The sequence below is a fragment of the Actinomyces sp. HMSC08A09 genome (genome assembly GCF_001807465.1).
GTDB lineage: Bacteria > Actinomycetota > Actinomycetes > Actinomycetales > Actinomycetaceae > Actinomyces > Actinomyces oris.
In genome coordinates, this window is the sequence record NZ_KV789074.1 from 67,110 (window position 1) to 92,256 (window position 25,147).

Here is a 25,147-nt window from a genome sequence, read left to right on the forward strand (position 1 = left end):
GAGGATGTCGGGATCAGTGATCTCCTCCCTGCGGCGGAGGGCTGAATAGGATAAGGCTTTTACAGTGGAAACATGTCTGCTTCCACATTCGCGGTGAGCTCGCCCGACGGCACAGACGCGGTTGGCGCACTGGCCGGGGCCTCGCCCGCTCCTGCCTCCGTTCCGGCACTTCAGATGAGGGGGCTGGTCAAGGCCTTCGATCGCAAAGTCGCGGTGGATCGGTTGAGCCTCGACATTCCCGTGTCCAGCTTCTACGGCATCGTCGGGCCCAACGGAGCGGGCAAGACGACCAGCCTGTCGATGGCCACCGGCCTGCTGCGACCCGACGCCGGTCAGGTCCTCGTTCATGGCGTCGACGTGTGGACGCAGCCTCAGCGGGCCAAGACCCTTCTGGGGGTCCTGCCCGACGGGCTGCGCACCTTCGACCGTCTCAACGGTCTTGAGCTCGTCACCTACTCCGGACTCCTGCGTGGGCTCGAGCGCGACGTCGTCGTGCCCCGGGCGACCGAGCTGGTCAAGGTACTGGGGCTGTGGGATGCCGGAACCACCCTGGTCGCCGACTACTCGGCGGGTATGCGCAAGAAGATCCACCTGGCCTGCGCCATGGTGCACTCGCCCTCCATCCTGGTCCTGGATGAGCCCTTCGAGGCTGTCGACCCGATCTCCGCCCAGACGATCCAGGCGATCCTGCGGGACTACGCCGCCGCCGGCGGCACGGTGGTCATCTCCAGCCACGTCATGGCCACGGTGCAGCGCCTGTGCGACCACGTGGCCATCATCAATGCCGGCAGGGTCGTCGCCGCAGGCACGACGGAGCAGGTCGCCGCCGGCGCGGACCTTGAGCAGCGCTTCACCGAGCTGGTGGGGGGCCACGTGCGAACGGAGGGGCTGTCATGGTTGCGACCCTCGTCAAGCTGAAGTGGCGTCTGACCCTCAACGCGCTGACCAAGAACGTCTGGGCCATCATCGGGACCGTGTTCGGGGCCCTCTACGGTATCGGGGCGCTCGTCATGGTGCTGGCCGGCGCCGTCGGGCTGGGGCTCAAGGCCGCCCCTGACGTCATCGGGCTGGTTCTCGGGGCTCTCGGGGCGCTGCTGGTGGCCGGTTGGGCCGTGGTGCCACTGCTCGTCACCGGGGTCGACTCCACCCTGGATCCCCGCGCCATGGCGGCCTGGGCCGCTCCGTCCAGAGGGCTGGCGCTCGGCCTGCTGGCCGCTGGTGCCCTGGGGATTCCCGGTTGCATCACGGCTGCCGTCTGCCTCATCCCAGTTCTCACCTGGCTGCTGGCGGGCCAGCTCGCGGCGGCGCTCCTGGCGCTGCTGTGCGCTCCGGCCGCCCTGGCCGCCTGCGTCCTGCTGTCCCGGATCATCGTGACGGCCGCGGGCATCTCCTCCTCGCGCCGGGGGCGTGAGACGACGGCGATCATCGCCTTCGTCTTCTTCTTGGTGGTGACGCAGGCACCGAATCTCATCCCCCGGATTCTCGGGGACGATCCCACCGGCTTTCTTCAACAGCTCCGGACCCTGGCCAAGGTCATGGGGCTGAGCCCCTTCGGGTGGGCCTTCGCGGCCCCTGGTCTCATGGCCACCGGTTCCGTGCCGGCGGCACTGGCGCTGGCGGTCGGAGCATGGATGCTCCCTGTGATCCTGCTGCCCCTGTGGCAGCGTGTGGTGGGCAAGGTGATGACCTCTCCGGGGACATCGCACACCCGGACGCGGGCCTACGCAGCCGACGGCGCGGGTTCCGACGTACAGCATCAGGGCCTGCCCGACGTGCTGCCATGGGCCCGCAGGTTCGCCGCCGCCCTGCCCGCGCCCGCCGCCGCCGTGGCGGCCCGCAGCCTGCGCTACTGGCGCACCGATCCCAGGTACCTGGTTCAGTTCCTGTCCGCCCTGCTCCTTCCCGTTGTGATCGTTCTGGGGCCTGCTCTCAACTCCAGCCGATTCTCCGCCGGCGTCAACGGCCAGCCGGTCGACACCAGCTTCGCCCTCGGGCACGCGCCGGCCCCGCTGCTGTTCATGGCTCCCGCCCTGGCCGTCTTCATGGGATGGGCGATCCACGATGACCTCGGCCTGGACTCCACCGCCCTGTGGAGTCATATCAGCGCCGGGATCCGTGGGGCCCACGACCGTCTGGGGCGGGTGGTCGGGGCGGCCGTGTGGCAGGTTCCCGCGCTGGTCGTCATCGACCTGCTCATGGTCGCGTGGACAGGACGATGGGAGGCGCTGCCCGCCGTCACCGGTGCCTGCCTGGCGCTCTACGGCTGTGCGCTGGCCTGGTCCTGCCTCGCCAGCGTCCTGCTGCCCTACGAGACACTCGCCCCCGGGGACAGCCCCATGCGCTCGCGGACCTCGGGGACGGCCTTCCTGGCCGCGCTCATTCAGATGGCGGCGATCCTGCTTCTGCTGGCCGTGTGCTCCCCTGTCCTGGGTGTGGCGGTCTACGGCGTCGTCCAAGGCGCGCCGGTGTGGGGTTGGGTGGCGCTCGTCGCGGGGGTCGTGTGGTGCGGTCTGCTGCTGTGGGGCGGAGTCGTCTTCGGCGGGCGGGTGCTGGATCGGCGAGGACCTCAGGTTCTTGCCACGATCCGCACCTGGCCGGGACACTCCCAGCCGGTGTGATCGCCCTGGTCACACCACAACGGTGTGATTGATTCTGATGACTCGGGGTAGGATTGCTTTAAACTCGCTCACTCAGTGAGCGGCTCTCAGAGATCCGTACACCCCATACCACTAGTTGTTGTGTCAGAGAGGACATCACCGTGCAGCTTGTCATTCTGGATTCCGCGCAGGCGATCGCGCAGCGGGCGGCCGACGAGATCGAGGCGCTGCTCAAGGACAAACCGGCAGCCGTGCTGGGGACCGCCACAGGCTCCTCGCCCCTGCCCCTGTACGACGAGCTCACCGCTCGCTGCGCCGCCGGACGCCTCAGCTTCGCCGAGGTCACCGGATTCATGCTCGACGAGTACGTCGGCCTGCCCGCAGGCCACCCGGAGCGCTACGCCACCTTCATGGAGACCAATCTGCGCTCCCGCGTCGACATGCGCCCCGGCGCCCTCCACGGCCCGGACGCGCTGAGCGAGGACCTTGAGGCCGCCTGCCGGGAATACGAGGCGCAGATGGCTGCGGCCGGGTACTGCGACCTGCAGATCCTCGGCATCGGCTCCGACGGGCACATCGGGTTCAACGAACCCGGTGGCGCCCTCGACTCGCGCACGCACCTGGGCGAGCTCCACGAGCAGACCCGCCGGGACAACGCCCGCTTCTTCGGCGGCGACGTCGAGGCCGTGCCCACCCAGTGCATCACCCAGGGGCTGGCCACCATCATGGAGGCCCGCAAGCTGGTCCTCATCGCCACCGGTGAGGGCAAGGCCGAGGCCATCGCCCAGCTCGTCGAAGGGGAGGTCAGCGCCCAGTGGCCTGCGACCGTCATGCAGCGCCACGACGACGCCCTCGTGCTGGTCGATCCCGCCGCCGCCAGCCGGCTCACCTCGACGCACTGACGACGGCGCAGGCTCTCCTCAAGGGAGAGCCTGCCCACAGGGGCGGGGCGGGCGACTGCCGGTGCGCGCTGTCCGACCTACACTGGGCGGCATGACAGATGTCCTCGCCAGTGCCGATCCCGGATCGCCCGGAGCCCCGACAGACCCGGCCGCCGAGCCCACCCAGGGCGTCGGTACGGCTGTCCTGGAGCGCGAGGAGCTCCAGTCGACCGACGACGGCGACGCCGACCGCTTCGCCCACTACGTCCGCAAGGACAAGATCGCCGCGGCCGCTGTCACCGGGCGTCCCGTCGTCGCCCTGTGCGGCAAGGTGTGGACGCCCGGGCGCGACCCGTCGAAGTACCCGGTGTGCCCCACCTGCAAGTCCATCTACGAGGAGATGCGCAACGGGGAGGGCTCCGGCGACGGCAAGGGGCCTCGCTTCCCCCGCTTCCCGTTCGGGCGAGGCGGTCGGTGAACGCCGCCCGCGGCGGCCAGGCGACCCATACCACCCCGACGCGAGCCTCGACGTCGGCGGCCCAGAACCTCTCCCCGGCCTACCCGCGCCGCGCCGCCTGGGGAACAGCAGGTTCACTGCGCGCCTGGCAGGCCGCTGCGCTCGGGCAGTACCTGGAGACGATGCCCCAGGACTTCCTGGCGGTGGCCACCCCTGGGGCCGGCAAGACGACCTTCGCGCTGCGGGTGGCCACCGAGCTGCTCAGCTCCGGAGACGTCCACAAGGTGACGATCGTCTGCCCCACTGAGCACCTCAAGTACCAGTGGGCCGAGGCCGCCGCCCGTGTCGGCATCCATATCGACCCCTCCTACTCCAACTCCCAAGGAGCGCTCGGCTCGCGCTTCGACGGCGTCGCCCTGACCTACGCCCAGGTGGCAGCCAACGCCAACCTGCACCGCGCCCGCACCGACCAGGCCCGCACCCTGGTCATCCTCGACGAGATCCACCACGGGGGAGACGCCCTGAGCTGGGGAGACGCGATCCGGGAGGCCTTCACCCCGGCACGGAGGCGACTGGCCCTGACCGGAACGCCCTTCCGCTCCGACACCTCCCCGATCCCCTTCGTGCGGTACAAGGAGGACGCCTCCGGGGCGAAACGCTCCCAGGCGGACTACTCCTACGGCTACTCCGACGCCCTGCGCGACGGAGTCGTGCGCCCGGTGATGTTCATGTCCTACTCGGGGCAGATGCGGTGGCGCACCAAGGCCGGCGACGAGGTCGCGGCGCGCCTGGGCGAGCCCCTCACCAAGGACCTGGAGTCCCAGGCCTGGCGCACCGCGCTCGACCCGGCGGGGGAGTGGATCCCCGCGGTCCTGGCCGCCGCCGACCAGCGCCTGACCGAGGTGCGCCGCCAGGTCCCCGACGCCGGAGCCCTCGTCATCGCCTCCGACCAGGCCAAGGCCCGCGCCTACGCCAAGCAGCTGCGCGCCATCACCGGCGAGGCCCCCACCGTGGTCCTCTCCGACGACAACGGTGCCTCCAGCCGCATCGAGGCCTTCTCCGCCTCCACCGACCGCTGGCTGGTGGCCGTGCGTATGGTCTCCGAGGGAGTGGACGTGCCCCGCCTGGCCGTGGGCGTCTACGCCACCTCCACCTCCACCCCGCTCTTCTTCGCCCAGGCCGTGGGGCGCTTCGTGCGCTCGCGGGCGAGGGGCGAGACTGCCTCGGTGTTCCTCCCCTCGGTCACGCCGCTGCTGGCCCTGGCCGGCGAGATGGAGGTGGCCCGCGACCATGTCCTGAGCCGCCCCGACTCGGCGGCGCAGGAGGACGCCCTGTTCAGCCCCGAGGACCGGCTCCTCGCCGAGGCCAACAAGACTGAGAACGCCTCGGCCGAGCTGCTGCCGGGCTTCGAGGCCATGGATAGCCAGGCCGAGTTCGACCGCGTGCTCTTCGACGGCGGCGAGTTCGGCACCGGCGCCATGGTGGGCAGTATCGAGGAGCAGGAGTACCTGGGGCTGCCCGGTCTGCTGGAGCCCGAGCAGGTGACCGCCCTGCTGCGCCAGCGCCAGGACAAGCAGATCGCCTCCCAGAAGAAGCAGGCCGCCGCCGAGGCGCAGAGGCGGAAGAACTCAGGCGTCGACGACGCCCGGCGGCGGGCAGCGGCCCGTAAGGAGCTCTCCCAGCTGGTGGCCGCCTGGGCCCGCCGCTCGAGCCAGCCCCACGGCGTCGTCCACAACGAGCTCAGGCGCGTGTGCGGGGGGCCGGAGGTCGCGGCGGCCTCCACCGAGGAGATCGAGAAGCGCATCCAGACCCTGCGGCGCTGGTTCGTCGGCAAGCGCTGACAACGCTGATAAGGCTGAGGACACAACGCCGACAACGCTGATAAGGCCGATAACGCTGACAAGGAGCGCTGGCCAGGGGCGGGATGCGCCCCTGGCCGGCGGTCAGCGTCGGGTGGCGCCTCGCCCGTCGAGGTCGACGTGACGGGTCGGCAGCGCCGACTCGCCGTCGCTCAGACGCCAGGCGTCGTAGGGGAGCTCGGCGCGCGACGCCCGGTGCCGCTCCGCCGCGGCGCTCAAGGCCTCCTTGCCGCGGTGCTCCTCGATAATCCGGCCCTCATCGACCAGAAGCACCTGAAGCGGCCGGGCACCGGCCTGGCTCAAAGCCGACATCCCCTCGTCCTGCGAGCTCGAGGCGACCACCAGCTCCTCGGCGGCCGTGCCCTCGGAGGTCAGGATGCGGCCGGCCCACTTGCGGCCGCCCACGGTGGACTTGCCGCCCGAGGAGAACTTGGCGACCTCCTCCATGGTGCCGTTGGCGCCCTCGCGCTCCACCAGCTTGTAGACGAGCGCCGCAGTCGGGCGCCCCGAGCCCGTCACGAGCTTGGTGCCCACACCGTAGGAGTCCACGGGGGCCGCCCCCAGTGCCGCGATGGCGTGCTCATCGAGGTCGTTGGTGACGGTGATTTTCGTCGAGGTCGCCCCCAGGGCGTCGAGCTGGGCGCGCACCTTGAAGGCCTCAGCCACCAGGTCGCCGGAGTCCAGGCGCACCGCCCCGAGCTCACCGCCCGCGGCACGGGCCGCCTTGACCGCCCGCTCCACGCCGGTGGCGATGTCGTAGGTGTCCACCAGGATCGTGGTGCTCGGTCCGAGGCTGGCCACCTGCGCCGCGAAGGCCTCCTCCTCGGTGTCGTGCAGGAGGGTGAAGGAGTGGGCCGAGGTCCCCACGGTGGGAATGCCGTAGAGGAGCCCCGCCTCCAGGTTGCTCGTTCCCACGAAACCGCCGACGACCGAGGCCCTGGCCGCGGCGACGGCTGCCTGCTCGTGGGCCCGGCGTGCCCCGAAGTCCACGCAGGGGCGCCCGTGGGCGGCGATGGTCATACGGGAGGCGGCTGCGGCGACGGCGCAGTCGTAGTTGTAGATCGACAGGGCCAGGGTCTCCAGGATGCAGGCCTCGGCGAAGGTGCCCTCCACGGTCAGCAGCGGAGAGCCGGCGAAGTAGCACTCGCCCTCGGCGTAGCCGCGGATCGTCCCGGAGAAGCGGTAGTCGCGCAGGAAGTCCAGGGTCTCGTCGTTGACGACCCCGGTGCGGTGCAGGAAGTCGATCTGGGCGGGGGTGAAGGTGAAGGCCTCGATGGCGTCCAGCAGCCGACCGGTGCCCGCCACCACACCGAAGCGGCGTGACCCGGGGAGCCTGCGGCCGAAGAGCTCGAAGACGCTGCGCCGTGAGGCGGCCCCCGATGCCAGTGCTCCTTGCAGCATCGTGAGCTCGTACATGTCGGTCAGCAGGGAGGTTGAGGCCGTGGACACGTCCACGGAGGCGGCGGTGGAATCGGCAGAGGGCGCGTAGCTGTTCACGGGAACAACCTATCGCGGCTCACCGCTACCCTGGTGGTATGAGCACCTCGTTGCCCGTTGCGGAACCGGAGATCCTGGAGGAGTCGCGCGTCCGTGCCCAGCGCCTGTGGTGCACCGTGGTTCACGACGACCCGGTGAACACGATGAGCTATGTGACCTGGGTGTTCCACTCCTACTTCGGTTTCTCGCTGCCTGTGGCCGAGGCCCGGATGATGCAGGTGCACACCACCGGCCGCGCCGTGGTCTCCCAGGGAGCCCGCGAGCGCATGGAGGTCGATGTCACGGCGATGCACGGATACGGCCTGCGCGCCACCATCGAGCCCGTGGGTGACGACGCCGGTGCTGGCGACTCTTCAGGAGGGCGCTGATGCGAGCCTTCCGCCGCGTCCCCGAGGGGCTGGCCTGCGGCCTTGACGACTGGGAGCGCGAGCTCCTGGCCAGGCTGGCCCTGGAGGTGAGGGCCCTTCTCCAAGCGGATGCTCCCCAGGGGGCCGGCCAGTCCGAGACCTCCTCGCCGTCGCGTCCCGACCCGGTCCGCCCGGGGGAGAGCGAGCGGGATCGTAAGGTCCTGGAGGCCCTGGACTTCGACCTCGATGCGCCGACCAACCACGTTCACCCCGGCCGCCCGAGCGCGGACCCCGTTATCGCCGTCCTGCTCCCGCAGGCCTCGGAGGATCCCATCACCTCGATGGAGGTCAGCAGCCTGACTCGTGCGCGCCTGCGGGGTGACAAGGTCGACCGCCTGGCGCGCCTGGCCGCCGAGCTGCGGGCGCCGTCGGGCCCTGAGGGAACGGTGCTCGTGGCCCCGGGCCAGGAGTCCGACTGGCTGGGGGCGAGCAATGACATCCGGCTCGTGCTGGCCCAGCGTCTGGGCATCGAGTCGGCTCAGGACGCCGAGCGCGTTCACGCAGCCGCCTTCCAGGAGGCCCCCGAGGAGGAGACCTCTCGCGAGCAGTGGTACCGGGGGACGGCGCTCGTCTACGACATGGTCACCTGGTGGCAGGAATCACTGGTATCCGCGCTGTTCGGGGGCACAGGGCCCGCATAGTCTCGCGGTGTGAATGATGCTCCGATCGGGATGTTCGACTCTGGGGTCGGTGGCCTCACCGTCGCCCGTTCTGTCCTCGACCAGCTGCCCCATGAGCAGGTGCTCTACATCGGGGACACCGCCAACAGTCCCTACGGTCCCAGGGACATCGCCGAGGTCCGGTCGCTGGCTCTGGGCATCATGGACGAGCTCGTGGACCGAGGGGTCAAGCTGCTCGTCATCGCCTGCAACACCGCCTCGGCGGCCGTCCTGCACGATGCGCGGGAGCGCTACACCCTGGGACGGGGAGTTCCGGTCATCGAGGTCATCCACCCGGCGGCACGTACCGCGGCCCGAGTGACCCGCAACGGCAAGGTAGGGCTGATCGCCACCCGCGGGACGGTCGACTCGCGCGCCTACGACGACGCCCTCCAGGCCGTCCCCGGCGTCGAGCTCGTCTCTCAGGCCTGCCCGCGCTTCGTCGAGCTGGCCGAGCGGGGGGTGACCACCGGCCCGGAGGTGCTCGACGTCGCCGAGGAGTACCTGGCCCCCATCAAGGCCGCCGGTGTGGACACCCTCATCCTCGGCTGCACCCACTACCCGTTGCTGGTGGGGCCGATCTCCTATGTCATGGGGCGGGACGTGACCCTGGTGACCTCTTCGGACGAGACCGCCAAGGACGTCTACCGGGCACTGGCCGGCAAGAACCTTCTGCGCGGGCCGGAGGCCCCTGAACCGCGCCATGACTTCGCCTCCACCGGCGACCCGGAGGCCTTCTCCGTCCTGGCCCGGCGCTTCCTGGGCCCCGAGGTCACCGCCGTTGAGCATGTCGCCTTCGCCCCTGGGGCAGCCGGCGCCCCTGCCGGGCTGCCCCACCCTCCCTCACCTCCCACCTCCCACCAAGGATCTGCATGAGACTCACGATTATCGGCTGCTCCGGCTCCATGTCGGGCCCCCAGTCCTCGGCCTCCTCCTACCTGGTGCAGGCCGAAGGAGTCGACGCCGACGGCGCGGTGCGCACCTACTCGATCGTGCTGGACCTCGGGCCCGGGTCGATGGGGCAGCTGCTGCGCCACCTCGATCCCGCCGAGCTCGACGCCATTGCGATCTCCCACTGCCACGCCGATCACATGGTGGACCTGGTGGGCATGCACGTCTACCGGCGCTGGCTGCCCACCGGGGCGCTCGGGCCGGTGGCCTGCCTGGGGCCCTCGGAGCTGCTGGAGCGTCTCCAGGGGGTCGACGGCGTCCCGCCCAGTGAGCGCTACGCCACGGAGTTCGGCTTCGTCACCGCCGTGCCCGGCAGGTCCTACAGCGTGGGCCCCCTGGTGATCTCCCCCTTCGAGGCGCTCCACCCCGTGGAGGCCTACGGCTACCGGATCGAGGGCCCCAGCGACGAGGATCCCTCCCGTCGGGTCAGCCTGGCCTTCACCGGGGACACGGACATCTGCCAGACGATGAGCGACATGGCTCAGGGAGTGGACCTCCTCCTGGCCGAGGCGGCCTTCGTCGAGGGCCGCGACACCGTGGGCGGCATGCACATGACGGGGCGTCGCGCCGGCGAGCTCGCCGCCCAGGCCGGTGCGGGGCACCTGGTCCTCACCCACATCCAGCCCTGGACGGATCCGGCTGTGCCCCTCAAGGAGGCCGCAGCCGTCTACTCCGGCCCGTTGGAGGCGGCGACGGCGGATGCCGTCTGGGAGCTGTGAGCGCTGACGGGCACGATCGCCCCGCCCCGCGCAGAACGGTCTCCTTCACCCCGGCTCTTCCCGACGGGGTGGACTGCCCCTGGACCCGGGGGAGACGGACTCGCTGGTGGCTGGTGGTTCCCGCCGACCTGGCGGCGGCGGCCCTCGTGGCCCTGTTCGGTGCCGCCTCCACCCGCAGCCTGGGGGAGGTTCCCGCCTCCCTGTGGCAGGCGGGGGCGGCCCTCCTCGTCGCCTGGGGCGTGACCTGGCTTGTGCGACGCTCCCGCCCCGATCACCTGGAGATGGCGCTGCCCGAGGGGCTCATCGTCGTGGGGGTCAGCTGGGTGGTCTGGACCGTGCTGCGCCAGGTGGTATCCGCATTCGACGACGTGTCCGCCATGGTTTCCTGGGCGGTGATGACCGGTGCCTTCCTCCTGGTGTTCCTGGGCGGATGGAGGTGGCTCTACGGCTATGTTCGCGCCCACGACTCCTTGACTCCCAAGCCCGTGGCGCGGCGCCTCGCCGAGCAGGAGAGGGAGGGTACCTAGCCCCGCGGTGGTCGGCCCGGACTCGTTCCGGTAACAGGGCGCTTGTCTTCAGTTGTCTTTATGGAATGACAACCCCACCATTCGTACTTTGGCGCCATGCACCACTGCGCCAGCCGACGTCGACCGCACCGGTGGGTCGGCGTCCTGATCGCCGTCTTCCTCATCCTGGGAGGAACGGTGGGCGGATCGGTCGTCTACCTCCACAGGCACGAGGGGCGGGCCCCGCGCGGAACCATCCTCATGGGCCAGGACGTGACCGGAATGGACCGGTCGACCCTGACCGCGCTCGTGCTTCAGCGGGCCGCATCGGCGTCACTGACGCTGACCGTCGACGGAACCCCCACCACGGTTCCGCTCACCCAGATCGCCCAGGTCGATGCCCGAGCCACCGTGGAGGCCGCCGTGTCCGGGGCGGGGTCACTGGTGACCCACATGCACGGCATCGTGGGGACACGGCAGGTGGCGGTGCGGTATGTGGTCAACCAGGAGGCCCGCGCCGCGCTGGTGTCGCAGTTGAGTAGCACGCTGCGCGACCACGTCGTCGAGCCGGCCGTGACCTGGAATGAGGGCAGCGGCGGCTTCACCGCCTCATCGGGACGAGCCGGCAACGCCATCGACCCCGCTGATCTTGATGCGGCGCTCGACGTCGCCGCACGCGAGCTGGCGAAGAACCATACGGCGCCGGTGTCGATCCGCCGGACCGAGCCCACGGTGAGCGCGCAGGAGGCGAGCTCGGTCGCACAGTCGGCAACGGCACTGCTGGACGCCGAGCTCCAGCTGATGGTCGACGGCGCCGCGCACACCGCCTCCAAGGCTCAGAAGGCCTCATGGATCGACTTCCCCATCAAGGAGGGCCGCATCGTGCCGACGGTCTCCCAGGAGAGGGTCAGGGCCTGGGTGACCTCACTGAGCACGCCGGAGGAGCGCACACCGGTCAACGCCATCAACGACGTCGACTCAGCCGGCACGGTGCTCCAGCTCGCCCGCCCGGGCAAGGCCGGGAGGAAGGCAGGCAACATCGAGCCGGCCACGACGGCGCTGGTCCAGGGACTCGGCCAGGGCCGGAGCGTCAGCCAACAGATCAGCTGGAACGAGGTGCCCCACTCCAGCGAGAACCGGGTAGTGCCCAACGGGCCGGAGCGCTTCGCCTACCAGGCCAAGGCGGGGGAGAAGTGGGTCGATGTCAACCTCACCGACTCAACGCTGACCGCCTACGAGGGCCAGAAGGTCGTCTACGGGCCGATTCTCATCAACCACGGTGGTGTCGGGCACGAGACCGTCACCGGCACCTACAAGATCTATCTGCGCTACCAGGCGCAGGACATGGGCTGCACCCCCGAGTGGCCCTACTGCGAACGAGGGGTCCCGTGGGTGAGCTACTGGCACGACAGCTACGCCCTCCACGGCGCCCCCTGGGTCAAGGAGCTCGGTATCGGCACGGATGAGTCCTCGCACGGCTGCATCAACATCCCGGTGCCGGACGCTCAGGCGATCTGGCAGTGGTCCGAGATCGGTACCACCGTGGTGACACACTACTGACGGCGCTTCACTGACGGCTCCCTCGTGGGCTCAGTCGGCCAGGACGTCGGCCAGGACCGGTGCCAGGGCGCGGAAGGCCTGTCCCCGGTGGGAGACGGCGTGCTTCTCCTCAGGAGTCATCTGGGCGGTGGTCCGGCCCTGACCGCCCGGTGCATCCTCCTGGACGGGCACGAAGATCGGGTCGTAGCCGAAGCCTCCTTCACCCTGAGGAGCGTGGACCAGGCGCCCCTCCATGGAGCGCTCGATGGTCGTGACCTGCTCCGCCTGCCCGCCGGAGGCCGGCTGGACCAGGACCGCGGCGCAGGTGAAGCGGGCGCCGCGGTGCGGATCGGCGACGTCGGCCAGCTGGTTCAGGAGCAGTTGAAGGTTTGCGGTGTCGTCCCCGTGCCGGCCGCTCCAGCGCGCCGAGAAGATCCCCGGAGCCCCACCCAGGACGTCGACGCACAGGCCCGAGTCATCGGCGACCGCGGGCAGACCCGTGGCCCGAGCCAGCGCCCGGGCCTTGAGCAGAGCGTTGTCGGTGAAGGTCAGGCCATCCTCCACCGGCTCAGGCGCCTGGAGGGAGGCGGCCGAGATGACGGATTCGGGCACCAGCCCGGGCACGAGCGGCGTCAGGATCTGTCGCAGCTCGGCCAGCTTGCCGGCGTTGTGGGTGGCCAGGACGAGGCGGGCCCCGGCGGGCACCTGGACCCGGCCTGTGAGCGGGGCGGCGCCGTCGGCGTCTGATGAGGCACTCACGGCTCAGGCCTGCGTGGACTGGGGCGAGGAGTCCGCCGAGGACACGGTGAAGGGCTCACCGCTGGGGCCGGCCAGGGCCTGGCGCTGGAGCGCCGCCAGGCGGCTGTTGCCGGTGGCGGCCAGGTCGAGCAGCTCTCCGAGCTCGGAGCGGTCGAAGGGGGCGTGCTCGGCGGTGCCCTGAACCTCGATGAAGCGTCCGTCCCCGGTCTGGACGACGTTCATGTCGGTCTGGGCGCGCACGTCCTCCTCATAGGGCAGGTCGAGGCAGGGGACGCCGTCGATGATCCCCACCGAGATGGCCGACAGGGAGTCGGAGAGTACCGGCTTGCCGGGGCGGGCCTTGACGAGGCCGCGCTGAGTGCCCCAGGCGACGGCGTCGGCCAGGGCCACGTAGGCGCCGGTGATCGCCGCGGTGCGGGTACCGCCGTCGGCCTGCAGCACGTCACAGTCCAGGGCGATCGTGTTCTCACCCAGTGCGGCGACGTCGATGATGCCGCGCAGGCTGCGGCCGATGAGGCGAGAGATCTCGTGGGTGCGGCCACCGACCTTGCCCCGCACGGACTCCCGGCCGGAGCGCTCCGAGCCGGCCCGGGGGAGCATGGCGTACTCGGCGGTCACCCAGCCCTCGCCACTGCCCTTGCGCCAGCGCGGGACGCCCTCGGTGAAGGAGGCGGCGCACAGGACCCGGGTGCGTCCGAAGGTCACCAGGACCGATCCCTCGGCGTGGTCGAGCCAGTGGCGGGTCATGGTCACGGGGCGCAGCTCGTCGACGGCGCGGCCGTCCTTGCGGGTGAAGGGGACAGTTGTCATGGGCTCAGGCTACCCGGCGGCCATCCGGTCTCGGGGCGCCTCAGCACCGCGGGATGCCCAATGTCTGTAGTCCGCGACGGCGGTCAGGCGGTAGCGTTCTTCGCGATGCCTGCTTCCGGCCGGGAGCTGACGGAGACACAGAGGAGAACACCTATGACCTATGTCAACATCACCGCACTGACCTTCCCCGAGGGCGCCCAGGCCGAGATCGAGAAGCGCTTCGCCGCACGGAAGCGAGGCGTTGACGCCTCGCAGGGCTTCCAGGGCTTCGAGCTGCTGCGCCCGCTGGTCGGGGAGGACCGCTACTTCGTGGTGACGCGGTGGGACAGGCGCGAGGACTACGAGCGCTGGAGTGCGGCGCGGCCCGCCGGTGGGCACGAGGACGACAAGCGCCGGGGCATGAGCGTGGAGGTCCTCGGCTTCGAGGTCGTCCAGCACGAGGAGTGACTCAGGACGTCGCCGGGCGTAAGTGCGGTAATGGGGAGGGAACCGATCACTGCACTTACGCCCGGCGACTCCGCCTCCCGAGACGCAAGGCGGGAATCAGCTCTTCGGGTGAATTCCTGGTCGGATATGGCCCCTCACCATCGTGAGGTCACTAGGGTGGGGTGCGTATCCGTCGTACCGATGAGGAGTAAGGAGACGAGCCACGTGGGAGTCGATACCGGACGAGTTCGTCAGATGAGCGAGCAGCTGCGCAGCACCGGGATGCTCGTTATTCCGGAGTCCCCGATGCGTCTCTGGGGAAGCCTTCTGGGCTGCGTCGGCTTCACCGCGCTGGGGGTCTGGATCATTCTGATCGCGAATCAGTCGAGCTCCCCGCTCCTCTACATGCTCGCTGGCATCGCCTGTATCGGTTTCTTCGGTGTCATCGGTATCCCCGGCATGATGAGGAAGATCATCCTCCGCAGTCGGCTGGTGGTGACGCCTGAGGGGCTGCGTCTGGAACGGCGCAACATCGTCAATGAGTCGGCACGCTGGGCGGATATCGCCGAGTTCTTCGGGCAGGAAGTCACTCCCGACAGTGGCACACAAGCACAGCTGGTGATCGGCTACACCCTGACGCCGTTGGGACAGCAGATGCGCCGTCAGGACCCGACCACAGCCCAGCTGAGCCAGCAGATCAATGAGGTTGCCGACCGTGGGATGGGCAAGGAGGAGCGCGTCTACCTTCCTGGCACCTTGGAGGGCAGTAAGGAGGACCTGCTGGTCTTGCTTCAACAGGCGCACCAGTTCTACGGCGCACCGGGTGGCGTCTAGTCCCCTCGGTGACTCAGGGAGCCGGGGAGGGGGCCGTGACGAAGACCGACGCCGGTACCCCGCACCGGGAGTAGACGAGCTGGCAGGCGTGGCAGGGGCCGAAGGCCTTGGTCGGGGTCTGGATCTTCACCCGGGTGACAGTCTCGGGGAGGCGATCGACGCCGAACTCGGCGGCGCTCTGCTCGAGCATCTTGTAGGCGGTATCGACCTGGTAGGACCACCGCCCGAAGGAGCCGCCGCCGCGGATGGCGTGGTCGAGCCAGGCCTCGTACCAGGAGATGAAGCTCGGGGCCACGCGGGTGAAACCGTCGTCGCAGGCCCGTGAGTCCAGCCAGACGCTGCCGTCGTAGGGGCTCATGCGCCACTCGGCGCCGCAACCGGCGTCGGCCAGGTGGATGCCTCCGTCATCGGCCGGGTAGATGTCCAGCCCATAGCCGGGGCCGGCGCCCGATCCCGCGATGGTGCTGAGGAACCAGCGCAGGTCCTCCGGCAGCGAGAGTCCCGCAGGCAGGTTCGGCGGCCCCAGCCTCATGCCGTGGTGGCGGCTGCCGAGCCAGCCGGCTTCGCTGCCGGGATCATAGGAGGTCGCGGCGATGAGGTTGAGGGTGTGCTGGAGCCCGTCCCTGGTCAGGGGTGGTGCAGGTTCCAAGGGCGTGAGTACCGACCACTCCCGGAGCATACGGTGGCCACCGGGCTCGGGCGGGATCGCGTCCAGGACGCTGCGTCCCGCGGGCCAGTCGGCGCCGGCGAGCTTGAGTTCGGTAATCGAGTGGGGGCCGATGCCCGCATAGCAGCCCAGTGCCACCACCTCATCGGAGCGAGTGGCGGGAATCAAGGGGCTGGCAAGTACCCGGTCGGTCAGGGCACGGGGGCCACCCAGCCGCCGGCGGTAGGCCTCCACCTCCTCAATCGGCATGTTCATGCTGCGGTCGAGATGCCCGGTGGCCACCCGGTAGCGTCTGCCTCCCACCGTGGCCTCGAACTGCTCGATGTCGGGATTGTCAGAATCAATGAGGTCCGGGCGGCCGATTCCGGTCAGCAGGGCAGGGCCGAAGGCACAGGCCCAGTTGCAGCCGGCAGTGACCACCGACGCCAGCTGGCTGGAGCCGTAGCCGCTGGCCGTGACCAGGACCGGTCTGCCCCCGAAGGCGCCTCCGCTGATCTGAAGGAAGAGGAACGCGCCGTATGGCTCGCGGTCCTGAATCTCGTCAATGAAGCAGTCGATGGTGGGCAGGCCCTCGCCCAGCCGGACCGTCTGGGTACCGTCGATGGTCTCGGTCGTGGCGCCTCGGAAGTGCCTGGCGATCGTCTGCGCCAGCACGACGTCGAATGCGGGGGTGCCTGAATCGAAGGAGTTCTCTTTCATCGATGCCTCGGAACAAGTCGATGGAAACGGCAGGTGTCGGAGCATGCGAAAGAGTTAGGGCCTCCTGTCAGAATTTGGGGACCCTCTTGGTGCTGGAAACTGAAATCTGTACGCGAGAAGGGACTCGAACCCTCACGCCCGAAGGCACCAGGACCTAAACCTGGGGCGTCTACCAATTCCGCCACTCGCGCTGTGCGGCGCCTACTCTACCGACCCGGGTCCCGGATAGCAGAATGCGGCGACCGCTGTTGTGCTCGTATCAGTCCGCTCAGTCCATGCCCAGTGCGGCGCGCAGCCGCTTGACGTGACCGGTGGCTCGCACGTTGTACTGGGCCAGCGTCACGGTCCCGTCGGGGGCCACCACCACGGTCGAGCGGATGACGCCGGTGTAGACCCTGCCGTAGTTCTTTTTCTCGCCCCACACGCCCCAGGCCTCCATGACGGCGTGGTCAGCGTCCGACAGCAAGGGGAAGGTCAGGTCGTGGCGGTCGGAGAACTTGGCTTGCGCGCTTTCCGGGTCGGGGGAGACGCCGACGACGGCATAGCCGGCCGCCTCGAGTGCTTCCAAGGAGTCCCTGAAGTCGCACGCCTCCTTGGTGCATCCCGGAGTGCTGGCCTTGGGGTAGAAGTAGACGATGACGCCTTTGTCCGTGCTGGCGCAAAGGTCGCCAAGGGTCACGGTGCGGCCGTTCTGGTCGGGCAGGGCGAACTCCGGGGCTCGGTCACCGGCGGCGAGCTGGGTCATGGGTCCTCCTCGGGCTCCTGGGCGGATGCGTTTATCCTCGCATCGCCTCCGGTGCCTGTGGCAGTGGATTCGGGGACTTACTTTCGTGATCTGGCAAACGTTCAGGACGTCAGTCGCCCGGGACCCGTGACCCGGCTCCGGGTGGAGCCGGCCGGTCAGGCGGCCTGGGCGAGCGTTCGCCGCGAGGCCTGCTGCGCCGCCTCCAGGCGCTCCAGCGCCCGCTCGAGGCGCGAGGGGGAGGCGGTTGCCCCCAGAGAGGCGAGCTCCGCGCGGGCGGCGAAGAGCTCCCTGATGGCGGCCTCGTCGGCCAGGGCGTCAGTGGCTTCCGGCCCGGTGGCCGGAGTCGTCATGCTGGTCATGGTGTGGATGTTGCGTGTCATACGTATCTCCTCATCTTCCTTCAACGTCGTCGGCCCAATGGGGCCTGGGGTCGCAGCACGTGCCGAAGCGGGGACGTACCTGCCGAGCCGGCGTGCGCGGGTCAAGACTCCTGGCGCAGCGGCCGGTTGCGCCGCTGCAGACAGTGGTCACGAGGGCGTAGGAACCGATGAAACGGTGGCGTCCTGAGAATTTCTCAGTGCGGAGGCGGTTGTCTACGACCGCCGTCATGCGCCTCTGCTGTGCCTTCGGGATCATCCCGGGCGAAGCGCGTGCCCTTCGTGGTACACCGCCAGGGACTTGAACCCTGAACCCGCTGATTAAGAGTCAGCTGCTCTGCCAATTGAGCTAGCGGTGCTCGGTCAGTTGTGACCAGCTCTTCCGGCCCCGAGGGCTGGAAGGCTCGTACACCGCCAGGGACTTGAACCCTGAACCCGCTGATTAAGAGTCAGCTGCTCTGCCAATTGAGCTAGCGGTGCTTTCACCACAGCGATGTCATTCGACGTGGCTCGCTGGGCGACGGAGGAATACTTTACGGATGGAGGAGGGCTTCGTCCAGTCAGGATCCGTGAAACCAGGCGATTGTGCGGCAAGTCTCAAGGATGCGGTGGGGTTGGGGGCCGCCTTGCCGCTGCGTGCTGCCCGGTGTCCCCGTTCAGTGCGATGAATGGCCCTCGCGGCCTTGCCTGCGACGGCGCACGTCGGCGGCACGGGCGCGGTCGCGTTTCGACATCGCACTGGTCGAGGAGGACCCCCTCGACGGCGCTGCCTTCGATGCGCCAGCGCCAGTCCGCCCGCTGCGGCGATGGCCGCTCCGCCCGGCGGAAGTGCGCTTGGCGTCGTCGTCCTGCTCGATGCGGCCGGTGCGAGACCACTGGTGGTACTGCTTCAGCGTGGCCGCCTGCTCCTCGGTGAGACGGTGCCACAGGGGCAGGTCGAGCTTCTTTCGGTCGCGCACCCGGGTGCCGAGGGTCCAGCCCGCCAACATGACCAGTGCGACCACCATGCCGCCCCACATGCTGCTGCGGCCAGCGCGGGCGCCGGTGAGTATCGAGACGGTTCCCCCGAGCAGGCCCGCGGCAAGAATGGTCACGACGACGATGGCGGCCATGGATGCCCAGTAGCGCTGCGCGGCGGTGATGCGCGGCTTGCGGGATTGAGAAGTCACCTCGGCATTGTGACACCCTCGCACACGCGGGCTGAGCAGTGTGCGGGTGTCGAAAGGTTGCGGAACGGAGACCTGCTGGTCGCCCCAACCGGTAGGTAGTCATGTTCGCTGGTGCGGGCGCGGTTCAGTGTCACATGTCGGTGGCTCTCGCCGCGGTGCTGCGCGCGGTAGCGTGGGCCGCATGAGCGACCCGATCGTGACGCTGGCGACCTGCGCCGACTTCCCTCACCTTGATGACGATGACCGTGGCCTGCCGGATGCCCTGCGTGCGCGTGGCATCGAGCCGCGGGTTGCCGTATGGGACGACCCCGACGTCGACTGGAGCCAGTCCGGCACGGTCGTGCTGCGCAGCGTGCGCGACTACGCCACCAAGGGCAACTACTCCCGGTTCCTCCAGTGGGCCCGGTCAGTGCCCAGGCTCGCCAACCACCCCGACGTCGTCACCTGGAACTCGGACAAGCACTACCTCACCCGGCTCAGCGAGTGGGGGGTCCCCATGATCCCGACGATGTGGTTGGAGCCCGAGGCTGGATACTCCAAGCACCAGGTTCACACCCGCTTCCCGGCCCATGGTGACTTCGTCGTCAAGCCGGCCGTCTCCTCGGGTGGGCGCGGCACCGGGCGATACACCGCCACCGACGCCGCCTCCCGGTCTGCGGCAATCAATGACGCCATGCACCACCTGCGCCGCGGGCGCACCGTCATGGTCCAGCGCTACCTCGAGGAGGTTGACCGTAAGGGCGAGGTCTCCCTGGTCTACTTCAACGGCGTGCTGTCCCACGCGGTGGAGAAGGCCCCGATGCTTCACCCCTCCTTCAAGTCCACCGACGAGATCCACGAGGAGATCGTCACGGCGCGCGAGCCCAGTGAGCAGGAGTGGCTCTGGGGTGAGCGGGTGCGCAAGGCCATCCACACGCTGATTAAGGAGGTCTCCGGTCGCGACATCCAGCTCCTGTTCAACCGTGTCGACGTCGTCGGGGACGGTCAGGGCGGTTTCTACCTCATGGAGGTCTCGCTGATCGATGCGGGCCTCTACCTCGGGGCGGCACCGGAGGCGCTGGACAACTTCGCCGACGCCATCGCTCAGCGCATCTTCTGGTGACCTCGTGGGCGCGGGCGTCCCGAGGTCCCCGGATGTGGTAGATAGGTGCCATGCGCACGCTGCTCAACATCATCTGGGTCGTCTTCGGCGGGTTCTGGCTCTTCCTCAGCTACCTCTTCTTCGGAGTGATCGCCTGCCTGCTCATCGTCACGATTCCAGCGGGCGTCGCCTCCTTCCGTATCGCCGCCTACGTCCTGTGGCCCTTCGGGCGTGAGGTGGTTCCGGCCCCCGGGGCCGGCGCCATGAGCGGGATCAGCAACATCATCTGGTTCCTCGTCGCCGGGCTCTGGCTGGCCATCGGCCACCTCACCACCGCCGTAGCGCAGGCCATCACCATCATCGGGATCCCGCTGGCCGTGGCCAACATCAAGCTCATCCCCGTCACCTGCTTCCCCTTCGGCAAGCAGATCATCGAGACCCGTTAAGGGTCTTCGGGCGACAGTCCCGTCGGCGGGGGCTCGGTGATGTGCAACCGGGTCCATGCCTGAGACGCTACCGGTACCGTCTCTAGCCATTCGATACCGTGTCGCAATGCGAACGTCCTCGGTACCCGCCACGTCCTTCGAGCGAGAGCCGGTCCGGCTGTCTGATCTGCTGGCCCGAGGTCCGGTCGTCGTCGACGGAGCGATGGGGACCGAGCTCGACGCCCGCGGGGTCGACACCCGCAACGCGCTGTGGTCGGCGCGTGCGCTCACCATGGCGCCCGACGTCGTGCGCGAGGTGCACTCCGACTACCTTGATGCGGGGGCTCGCGTCATCACCACCAACACCTACCAGGCCACGCTCCCGGCGCTGGTCCGTTCCGGGGAGGATGCTGCCGGCGCCAGGCGGGTCATCGCAGCCGGTGCCCGCCTGGCCAAGGAGGCGGCCCGCCAGTTCAGCAAGGAGCACCCCGAGGAGCCGGTGCTCGTCGCCGGAGGGCTCGGGCCGTATGGGGCCTATCTGGCTGATGGCAGCGAGTACACCGGTGCCTACGGCATCGACATCCTTGAGGACCCCGGTTTCCAGGAGGTTCACCTGCCGCGCATCGAGGTGCTGGCGGGGGAGGGGATCGACCTGTTTGCCCTGGAGACGCTTCCGCGTCTGGATGAGGCTCGGGCGCTCGCCTCCATGGTCAAGGGCCTCGCCCCTCAGGCCGAGTGCTGGGTCTCCTTCCAGGTGCGCACCGACGGCGCCACTCTTGCCGACGGTACGCCGCTGGCCGAGGCGGCGGCATGGGCGGCGCAGGAGGAGATAGTCGTCGCGGTCGGCATCAACTGTGTGGCCCCGGGCGTCGTCGCCCGCGCGCTTCCGGTACTGCGTGCGGCGACTGGCAAGCCGCTGGTGGCCTACCCCAATGCGGGCGATCTCTACGACCCGGCGACCAAGACCTGGCAGTCCACAGGTGACGGGGCTGGAATCCCGGAGCTGGCGACGTCGTGGATCGACGCCGGGGTCCGGCTCGTCGGCGGCTGTTGCCGCACCCGGCCGGCCCAGATCCGCCAGCTCGCCCGCGCGGTCTGCCCGTAACCGAGAGTCCTTCGACCTCGCCGCTCCGGTGAATCAGCCCGGTAACCGACTTGCCCGCCATTACTCTAGTGCTAGAGTAATGGCATGTCCTCCGACGCCGACATCGTTCTCCTCTCGCTCCTTGCCGAGCAACCGCGCCATGGCTACGACCTCGATCGGGTCATTGAGCAGCGCGGCTACCGTCAGTGGACCTCCTTGGCCTTCTCCTCCGTCTACTACCTCCTCAAGCGACTGTCGGAGCGGGGGCTCCTCGAGCCCGACCAGAGCTCTCAGGGACGGCGCACCGTCTTCCGCGTGACCGAGGCCGGGCGCCGCGAGCTGAGACAGGCCGCCGGTGAACGTGTCCTCGCCCCGGCCCCGCCCAGTGCCGGTGTGCTCCCGGCGCTCAACGCCTACCCCCGGCTCGACGATCCTGCGCTCGCGGCCCTCCTCGCGCGTCGCGCCGAGGCGCTCCTCGGCAGGCTCGATGAGCTGCGCGCCCTGCGTGCCCAGGTCGACGAGGAGCACGCCCTGGCCATCTTCGACTATGAGATCCTGCGCCAGGAAGCGGATCTCGCCTGGACCCGATCCCTTCTCAAGAAAGCAGACAGTGATGAGGACTGACATCAAGAAGGACCGCAAGGACCTGTACCTGCCGGGGCGAGCCGACTTCACGGAGGTGGACGTACCGGCCATGACCTACCTGGCCATCGACGGCCACGGCGACCCCAACACCTCACCGGCCTACGCCACCGCGATCCAGGCGCTCTACGCGGGCGCCTACGCGATCCGCGCCGTGCTGAAGAAACGAACCGGCGATGACTTCGTCGTCGGCCCCCTGGAGGGACTGTGGACGAGCGCCGACAATGCGGCCTTCGTCGCCGGTGACAAGGGGGAGTGGGACTGGACCATGATGATCCCCCTGCCCGAGGCGGTCTCCTCGCAGGACATCGCCGAGGGGCTGGCGCAGGCGGCGCGCAAGAAGCCGGAGCTGCCCGTCTCCGCTCTCAAGGAGCGCTCCCTGAACGAGGGCAGGTCGCTGCAGATCCTCCACGTGGGCACCTACGACGACGAGGCCCCCACTCTGGCGCGTCTGCACGACGAGATCATGCCACGCCTCGGCCTCACCTGGAACGGGCCCCACCACGAGATCTACCTCAGCGACCCCAGGCGCGTGGCACCGGAGAGGATGAAAACCGTCCTGCGCCAGCCGGTGAGGCCCGTCGCGGAGGCCAGCGAGGCGGGCTAACCCTGCTGCGGGCCCACGGACAGAAGGTGGACGACCGCGCGTCCCTCCCGGTCGCACTCAGCCAGATCCACCAGGGCTGTCAGCCGCCAGTCGTGATCGCCGTCGGGGTCCTCCAGGACCTGCGTGGCCAGCCACACCTGCTTGCCGGAGGCCTCCAGGGCCTCGCGCAGGCGCTCACTGACCCCGGCGGCCGCCAGGGCCGTCTCATCGGGGGCCTCGTCGAGCGGCGCCAGTGAGATCGCCCGAGCCGAGGTGTCGGTGCCGATCCAGTCGTACTCGTCCCAGTAACGGCCCAGCACCTCGTCCCAGCGGTCCTCGCCCCAGCCGGAGGAGGCGTCCAGACGGCCCAGGGCCTCGACGTCGTCGCGCGCCATGAGCTCCACGCGCCGGAACATCTCCCGGCGCACCGCCACCCGGAAGGCGTGACGGTTGCGAGTGAAGGCCACCGTCCCGTCCTCGTCCGCGCCGAAGGCCCGCTCCACCCCGGATGAGTCGTCCGCGCCGGGACGGTCGCCCTCCAGCAGGCCGGCGGCCTCGCCGGCCTTGCCTGCCTGCGCCTGACCGAGCGCCTCCCACTCATCGAGCAGGGAGGAGTCGACGGCGCGCACGAGCGCCCCCAGCCAGTCGATGAGCTCGACCACCTCAGGAGTGCGGTGCTCCTCGGGCACGACCTGGCGCAGCGCCCGGTAGGCGTCGGTCAGGTAGCGCAGCACCACGCCCTCGCTGCGGCCCAGCTCGTAGCGGGAGATGAGGTCGGAGAAGGTCATCGCGTTCTCCACCATCTCGCGCACCACCGACTTGGGTGCCAGCTCGTGCTCGGCGATCCACGGGTTGGCCTGCTTGTACATCTCCAGGGCGGGGGAGAGCAGCTCGGCCAGCGGCTGGGGCCAGGTGACCTCCTCCAGGGCGGCCATGCGCTCCTCGTAGTCCATGCCCTCGGCCTTCATCGCGGCGATCGCCTCGCCGCGGGCGGCGCGCTGCTGGGCGTAGAGCAGCGGTCGCGGATCGTCCAGGGTGGCCTCGACGACGCTGACGACGTCGACCGTGTGCTCCGGGGCCTCCACGTTCAGCAGGTCCATGGCCGCTAGGGCGAAGGGCGCCAGGGGCTGGTTGAGGGCGAAGTCGGCCGGCAGGTCCACGGCCAGACGCAACCGGGGGAGCCCATCGGCGGCGGCCTGGGCGCTGGAGACATGCGTGAGGACCCCCGCCGTGCGCAGGGACAGGTAGATCTCCAGGGCGCGTCGCACGTGGCGACGCCGCTGGGCCTCGGGCTCGTGGGCGCGCTCCAGCAGTTCCGCCATCGCCGCCACCGGGTCGCCGGCGCGCTCCATGAGGTTGAGCACCATGGTGGTGGTGACCTGGAACTGGCTGGTCAGTGTCTCCGGGGCTGCGTCGCGCAGCCGCTCGAAGGTCTTGTCCGTCCAGTTGACGCGCCCCTCAGGGGCCTTCTTACGCACGATCTTGCGGCGCTTGCGCTCGTCGTCGCCGGCCTTGGCCAGCGCCTTGGCGTTCTCGATGACGTGCTCGGGGGCCTGGACGGAGACGTAGCCGCGGGTGTCGAAGCCGGCGCGCCCCGCCCTTCCGGCGATCTGGTGGAACTCGCGGGCGGTGAGGTGGCGTTCCTTGGAGCCGTCGAACTTCACCAGGGAGGTCATGACCACTGAGCGGATCGGCACGTTGATCCCCACCCCGAGCGTGTCCGTGCCGCAGATGACGGACAGCAGGCCCTCGCGGGCCAGGCGCTCCACCAGCCGCCGGTAGCGCGGCAGCATGCCCGCATGGTGTACGCCGATCCCGGCGCGCAGCAGCCGCGAGAGCGTGGCCCCGAAACCGCCCCCGAAGCGGAAGTCGCCGAGCGCCTTCACGATTTCGGCCTTACGCGACTTGGACGCCAGATCCACGCTCAGCAGGGAGGTCGCCCGCTCCACCGCCTCCTTCTGGGAGAAGTGGACGACATAGACCGGCGCCTTGTCCTGCCCCACCAGGCGCTGAAGCAGCTCACCGATCGGCTCGACGACGTACTCCATCTCCAACGGAACCGGCCGCACGGCGTCGTCGATGACGGCGACCTCGCGGCCCGTGCGCTCGCGCAGGTCCCGCACGAAGAAGGAGACGTCGCCCAGCGTGGCCGACAGCAGCACCATCTGCGCTTGGGGCAGCTCCAGGAGGGGCACCTGCCAGGCCCAGCCGCGCTGCGGGTCGGCGTAGTAGTGGAACTCGTCCATGATGACGCAGTCCACGTCCATGTCCTCGCCCTCGCGCAGGGACTGGTTGGCCAGGATCTCCGCGGTGCAGCAGATGATCGGGGCGGCGGCGTTGATGGAGGTGTCCCCGGTGACCATGCCGACGTTGTCCGCCCCGAATAGGCGCACCAGCTCGAAGAACTTCTCACTGACCAGGGCCTTGAGGGGGGCCGTGTAGTAGGAGCGGCCCCCACGGGCCAGGGAGGCGGTGTGCGCGGCCAGCGCGATCATCGACTTGCCCGAACCGGTCGGGGTGGCGGCGATGACGTGGCGGTCCTCCAGGATCTCCGACAGCGCCTCATCCTGGTGCGGGTAGAGGGGACGGCCGGTCGTCTCCGCCCAGTTCGAAAAGGCCAGATAGACCTCCTCGGGCTCGGGGACGTGCTCGGGATCGTCAGCCGGAATGAGGGCGTCGAGCATCGCGTTCAGTGCAGGGGCCGTCATGGCGACATGCTCTCATGGAGGTGCCGCGATGGCGGGGCAAGACCCCAGGAGGCAGGCATACAG

26 protein-coding genes and 3 tRNA genes are annotated in these 25,147 nt (G+C 69.4%); 18 read left to right on the forward strand and 11 right to left on the reverse strand.

The window, feature by feature from the left end; translation table 11 throughout:
* Positions 1-72 precede the first annotated feature (72 nt).
* The 5 genes from HMPREF3165_RS00330 (at position 73) to HMPREF3165_RS00350 (ending at position 5,776) form a co-directional block, all read left to right on the forward strand.
* The gene (locus HMPREF3165_RS00330) at positions 73-918 is read left to right on the forward strand and encodes an ABC transporter ATP-binding protein (protein ID WP_029316630.1); all 846 of its coding nucleotides are present in this window, start codon (positions 73-75) and stop codon (positions 916-918) included.
* Complete coding sequence (locus HMPREF3165_RS00335; RefSeq protein WP_070509899.1) at positions 894-2,618, forward strand: transporter; 1,725 nt, start codon at positions 894-896, stop codon at positions 2,616-2,618. The genes HMPREF3165_RS00330 and HMPREF3165_RS00335 overlap by 25 nt, the downstream gene beginning before the upstream one ends.
* A 140-nt stretch (positions 2,619-2,758) precedes the next feature.
* Positions 2,759-3,499 (forward strand): glucosamine-6-phosphate deaminase, encoded by a 741-nt coding sequence (nagB, locus tag HMPREF3165_RS00340; RefSeq protein WP_070509902.1) that lies wholly within the window; start codon positions 2,759-2,761, stop codon positions 3,497-3,499.
* A gap of 91 nt (positions 3,500-3,590) precedes the next feature.
* Positions 3,591-3,956 (forward strand): DUF3039 domain-containing protein, encoded by a 366-nt coding sequence (locus HMPREF3165_RS00345; protein WP_004565276.1) that lies wholly within the window; start codon positions 3,591-3,593, stop codon positions 3,954-3,956.
* Positions 3,953-5,776 (forward strand): DEAD/DEAH box helicase, encoded by a 1,824-nt coding sequence (locus HMPREF3165_RS00350; RefSeq protein WP_070509905.1) that lies wholly within the window; start codon positions 3,953-3,955, stop codon positions 5,774-5,776. The genes HMPREF3165_RS00345 and HMPREF3165_RS00350 overlap by 4 nt, the downstream gene beginning before the upstream one ends.
* Before the next feature lie 102 nt (positions 5,777-5,878).
* Here HMPREF3165_RS00350 and HMPREF3165_RS00355 read toward each other — a convergent pair whose 3' ends face one another.
* Positions 5,879-7,291 carry a nicotinate phosphoribosyltransferase gene (locus HMPREF3165_RS00355; protein WP_083303125.1) on the reverse strand — a complete coding sequence of 471 codons (1,413 nt, stop codon included), beginning with the start codon at positions 7,289-7,291 and terminating at the stop codon, positions 5,879-5,881.
* Between the two features lie 38 nt (positions 7,292-7,329).
* Here HMPREF3165_RS00355 and clpS point away from each other — a divergent pair, with 38 nt between their 5' ends.
* The 6 genes from clpS to HMPREF3165_RS00385 all read left to right on the forward strand — a co-directional run bounded on the left by clpS (position 7,330) and on the right by HMPREF3165_RS00385 (position 12,093).
* Complete coding sequence (clpS, locus tag HMPREF3165_RS00360; protein WP_020991611.1) at positions 7,330-7,659, forward strand: ATP-dependent Clp protease adapter ClpS; 330 nt, start codon at positions 7,330-7,332, stop codon at positions 7,657-7,659.
* A complete protein-coding gene (locus HMPREF3165_RS00365; protein WP_020991610.1) occupies positions 7,659-8,339 on the forward strand; it encodes a DUF2017 family protein in 681 nt (226 codons plus the stop codon). The genes clpS and HMPREF3165_RS00365 overlap by 1 nt, the downstream gene beginning before the upstream one ends.
* 30 nt (positions 8,340-8,369) lie before the next feature.
* On the forward strand, positions 8,370-9,233 hold the full coding sequence (gene murI / locus HMPREF3165_RS00370) for a glutamate racemase (protein WP_020991609.1): 864 nt from the start codon (positions 8,370-8,372) through the stop codon (positions 9,231-9,233).
* The gene (locus HMPREF3165_RS00375) at positions 9,230-10,027 is read left to right on the forward strand and encodes an MBL fold metallo-hydrolase (protein WP_070509908.1); all 798 of its coding nucleotides are present in this window, start codon (positions 9,230-9,232) and stop codon (positions 10,025-10,027) included. Before murI ends, HMPREF3165_RS00375 begins: the two co-directional genes overlap by 4 nt.
* Positions 10,024-10,554: a DUF3054 domain-containing protein gene (locus HMPREF3165_RS00380; RefSeq protein ID WP_256274612.1), complete on the forward strand. Its 531-nt coding sequence runs from the start codon at positions 10,024-10,026 to the stop codon at positions 10,552-10,554. The genes HMPREF3165_RS00375 and HMPREF3165_RS00380 overlap by 4 nt, the downstream gene beginning before the upstream one ends.
* Before the next feature lie 96 nt (positions 10,555-10,650).
* On the forward strand, positions 10,651-12,093 hold the full coding sequence (locus HMPREF3165_RS00385) for a L,D-transpeptidase (protein ID WP_070509913.1): 1,443 nt from the start codon (positions 10,651-10,653) through the stop codon (positions 12,091-12,093).
* Between the two features lie 30 nt (positions 12,094-12,123).
* Here the strand turns inward: HMPREF3165_RS00385 and rdgB are convergent, their stop codons facing one another.
* Both rdgB and rph read right to left on the reverse strand, forming a co-directional pair.
* On the reverse strand, positions 12,124-12,831 hold the full coding sequence (gene rdgB, locus HMPREF3165_RS00390) for an RdgB/HAM1 family non-canonical purine NTP pyrophosphatase (protein ID WP_070509915.1): 708 nt from the start codon (positions 12,829-12,831) through the stop codon (positions 12,124-12,126).
* A gap of 3 nt (positions 12,832-12,834) precedes the next feature.
* Positions 12,835-13,641, reverse strand: a complete 807-nt coding sequence (rph, locus tag HMPREF3165_RS00395; RefSeq protein WP_070509918.1) for a ribonuclease PH — start codon at positions 13,639-13,641, stop codon at positions 12,835-12,837.
* A gap of 153 nt (positions 13,642-13,794) precedes the next feature.
* Between rph and HMPREF3165_RS00400 the strand changes: the two genes are divergently transcribed.
* Both HMPREF3165_RS00400 and HMPREF3165_RS00405 read left to right on the forward strand, forming a co-directional pair.
* Positions 13,795-14,088, forward strand: coding sequence for an antibiotic biosynthesis monooxygenase family protein (locus tag HMPREF3165_RS00400; protein WP_070509922.1), 294 nt, complete (start codon positions 13,795-13,797; stop codon positions 14,086-14,088).
* A 234-nt stretch (positions 14,089-14,322) separates the two neighbouring features.
* A complete protein-coding gene (locus HMPREF3165_RS00405) occupies positions 14,323-14,901 on the forward strand; it encodes an STM3941 family protein (RefSeq protein WP_256274618.1) in 579 nt (192 codons plus the stop codon).
* Between the two features lie 13 nt (positions 14,902-14,914).
* On the opposite strand, the gene HMPREF3165_RS00410 is transcribed toward HMPREF3165_RS00405, so the two are convergent.
* The 7 genes from HMPREF3165_RS00410 to HMPREF3165_RS00440 all read right to left on the reverse strand — a co-directional run bounded on the left by HMPREF3165_RS00410 (position 14,915) and on the right by HMPREF3165_RS00440 (position 18,558).
* A complete protein-coding gene (locus tag HMPREF3165_RS00410) occupies positions 14,915-16,267 on the reverse strand; it encodes an SMI1/KNR4 family protein (protein ID WP_070509928.1) in 1,353 nt (450 codons plus the stop codon).
* A 109-nt stretch (positions 16,268-16,376) separates the two neighbouring features.
* Positions 16,377-16,458: transfer RNA gene (locus tag HMPREF3165_RS00415), tRNA-Leu, on the reverse strand.
* 77 nt (positions 16,459-16,535) lie between these two features.
* Positions 16,536-17,012: a thioredoxin-dependent thiol peroxidase gene (gene bcp, locus HMPREF3165_RS00420; RefSeq protein WP_070509931.1), complete on the reverse strand. Its 477-nt coding sequence runs from the start codon at positions 17,010-17,012 to the stop codon at positions 16,536-16,538.
* Between the two features lie 155 nt (positions 17,013-17,167).
* Positions 17,168-17,392: a hypothetical protein gene (locus HMPREF3165_RS00425; RefSeq protein WP_176746975.1), complete on the reverse strand. Its 225-nt coding sequence runs from the start codon at positions 17,390-17,392 to the stop codon at positions 17,168-17,170.
* Positions 17,393-17,672: 280 nt separating this feature from the next.
* Positions 17,673-17,748: transfer RNA gene (locus HMPREF3165_RS00430), tRNA-Lys, on the reverse strand.
* A 48-nt stretch (positions 17,749-17,796) separates the two neighbouring features.
* A tRNA-Lys gene (locus HMPREF3165_RS00435) sits at positions 17,797-17,869 on the reverse strand.
* Positions 17,870-18,045: 176 nt separating this feature from the next.
* Positions 18,046-18,558: a hypothetical protein gene (locus tag HMPREF3165_RS00440; protein WP_070509934.1), complete on the reverse strand. Its 513-nt coding sequence runs from the start codon at positions 18,556-18,558 to the stop codon at positions 18,046-18,048.
* Between the two features lie 181 nt (positions 18,559-18,739).
* Between HMPREF3165_RS00440 and HMPREF3165_RS00445 the strand changes: the two genes are divergently transcribed.
* The 5 genes from HMPREF3165_RS00445 (at position 18,740) to HMPREF3165_RS00465 (ending at position 22,397) form a co-directional block, all read left to right on the forward strand.
* Positions 18,740-19,660, forward strand: coding sequence for an ATP-grasp domain-containing protein (locus HMPREF3165_RS00445; protein WP_004565259.1), 921 nt, complete (start codon positions 18,740-18,742; stop codon positions 19,658-19,660).
* A 50-nt stretch (positions 19,661-19,710) separates the two neighbouring features.
* On the forward strand, positions 19,711-20,085 hold the full coding sequence (locus tag HMPREF3165_RS00450; protein WP_070509936.1) for a YccF domain-containing protein: 375 nt from the start codon (positions 19,711-19,713) through the stop codon (positions 20,083-20,085).
* A gap of 106 nt (positions 20,086-20,191) precedes the next feature.
* On the forward strand, positions 20,192-21,169 hold the full coding sequence (gene mmuM, locus HMPREF3165_RS00455) for a homocysteine S-methyltransferase (RefSeq protein ID WP_070509939.1): 978 nt from the start codon (positions 20,192-20,194) through the stop codon (positions 21,167-21,169).
* Positions 21,170-21,253: 84 nt separating this feature from the next.
* Positions 21,254-21,772 carry a PadR family transcriptional regulator gene (locus tag HMPREF3165_RS00460; protein ID WP_070509942.1) on the forward strand — a complete coding sequence of 173 codons (519 nt, stop codon included), beginning with the start codon at positions 21,254-21,256 and terminating at the stop codon, positions 21,770-21,772.
* Complete coding sequence (locus HMPREF3165_RS00465; protein WP_070509945.1) at positions 21,762-22,397, forward strand: GyrI-like domain-containing protein; 636 nt, start codon at positions 21,762-21,764, stop codon at positions 22,395-22,397. Before HMPREF3165_RS00460 ends, HMPREF3165_RS00465 begins: the two co-directional genes overlap by 11 nt.
* Here HMPREF3165_RS00465 and HMPREF3165_RS00470 read toward each other — a convergent pair.
* The gene (locus tag HMPREF3165_RS00470; RefSeq protein ID WP_070509948.1) at positions 22,394-25,084 is read right to left on the reverse strand and encodes a DEAD/DEAH box helicase; all 2,691 of its coding nucleotides are present in this window, start codon (positions 25,082-25,084) and stop codon (positions 22,394-22,396) included. The two genes, HMPREF3165_RS00465 and HMPREF3165_RS00470, sit on opposite strands and share 4 nt — an antisense overlap.
* Between the last annotated feature and the right edge of the window lie 63 nt (positions 25,085-25,147).

Bases quoted from the DNA above. Each gene is read 5' to 3' on its own strand.
- HMPREF3165_RS00330 (WP_029316630.1), top strand. From the start codon at position 73: ATGTCTGCTTCCACATTCGCGGTGAGCTCGCCCGACGGCACAGACGCG.
- HMPREF3165_RS00335 (WP_070509899.1), top strand. From the start codon at position 894: ATGGTTGCGACCCTCGTCAAGCTGAAGTGGCGTCTGACCCTCAACGCG.
- HMPREF3165_RS00345 (WP_004565276.1), top strand. From the start codon at position 3,591: ATGACAGATGTCCTCGCCAGTGCCGATCCCGGATCGCCCGGAGCCCCG.
- clpS (WP_020991611.1), top strand. From the start codon at position 7,330: ATGAGCACCTCGTTGCCCGTTGCGGAACCGGAGATCCTGGAGGAGTCG.
- HMPREF3165_RS00365 (WP_020991610.1), top strand. From the start codon at position 7,659: ATGCGAGCCTTCCGCCGCGTCCCCGAGGGGCTGGCCTGCGGCCTTGAC.
- murI (WP_020991609.1), top strand. From the start codon at position 8,370: ATGTTCGACTCTGGGGTCGGTGGCCTCACCGTCGCCCGTTCTGTCCTC.
- HMPREF3165_RS00375 (WP_070509908.1), top strand. From the start codon at position 9,230: ATGAGACTCACGATTATCGGCTGCTCCGGCTCCATGTCGGGCCCCCAG.
- HMPREF3165_RS00385 (WP_070509913.1), top strand. From the start codon at position 10,651: ATGCACCACTGCGCCAGCCGACGTCGACCGCACCGGTGGGTCGGCGTC.
- rph (WP_070509918.1), bottom strand. From the start codon at position 13,641: ATGACAACTGTCCCCTTCACCCGCAAGGACGGCCGCGCCGTCGACGAG.
- HMPREF3165_RS00400 (WP_070509922.1), top strand. From the start codon at position 13,795: ATGACCTATGTCAACATCACCGCACTGACCTTCCCCGAGGGCGCCCAG.
- HMPREF3165_RS00405 (WP_256274618.1), top strand. From the start codon at position 14,323: ATGAGCGAGCAGCTGCGCAGCACCGGGATGCTCGTTATTCCGGAGTCC.
- HMPREF3165_RS00410 (WP_070509928.1), bottom strand. From the start codon at position 16,267: ATGAAAGAGAACTCCTTCGATTCAGGCACCCCCGCATTCGACGTCGTG.
- bcp (WP_070509931.1), bottom strand. From the start codon at position 17,012: ATGACCCAGCTCGCCGCCGGTGACCGAGCCCCGGAGTTCGCCCTGCCC.
- HMPREF3165_RS00425 (WP_176746975.1), bottom strand. From the start codon at position 17,392: ATGACACGCAACATCCACACCATGACCAGCATGACGACTCCGGCCACC.
- HMPREF3165_RS00445 (WP_004565259.1), top strand. From the start codon at position 18,740: ATGAGCGACCCGATCGTGACGCTGGCGACCTGCGCCGACTTCCCTCAC.
- HMPREF3165_RS00450 (WP_070509936.1), top strand. From the start codon at position 19,711: ATGCGCACGCTGCTCAACATCATCTGGGTCGTCTTCGGCGGGTTCTGG.
- mmuM (WP_070509939.1), top strand. From the start codon at position 20,192: ATGCGAACGTCCTCGGTACCCGCCACGTCCTTCGAGCGAGAGCCGGTC.
- HMPREF3165_RS00460 (WP_070509942.1), top strand. From the start codon at position 21,254: ATGTCCTCCGACGCCGACATCGTTCTCCTCTCGCTCCTTGCCGAGCAA.
- HMPREF3165_RS00465 (WP_070509945.1), top strand. From the start codon at position 21,762: ATGAGGACTGACATCAAGAAGGACCGCAAGGACCTGTACCTGCCGGGG.
- HMPREF3165_RS00470 (WP_070509948.1), bottom strand. From the start codon at position 25,084: ATGACGGCCCCTGCACTGAACGCGATGCTCGACGCCCTCATTCCGGCT.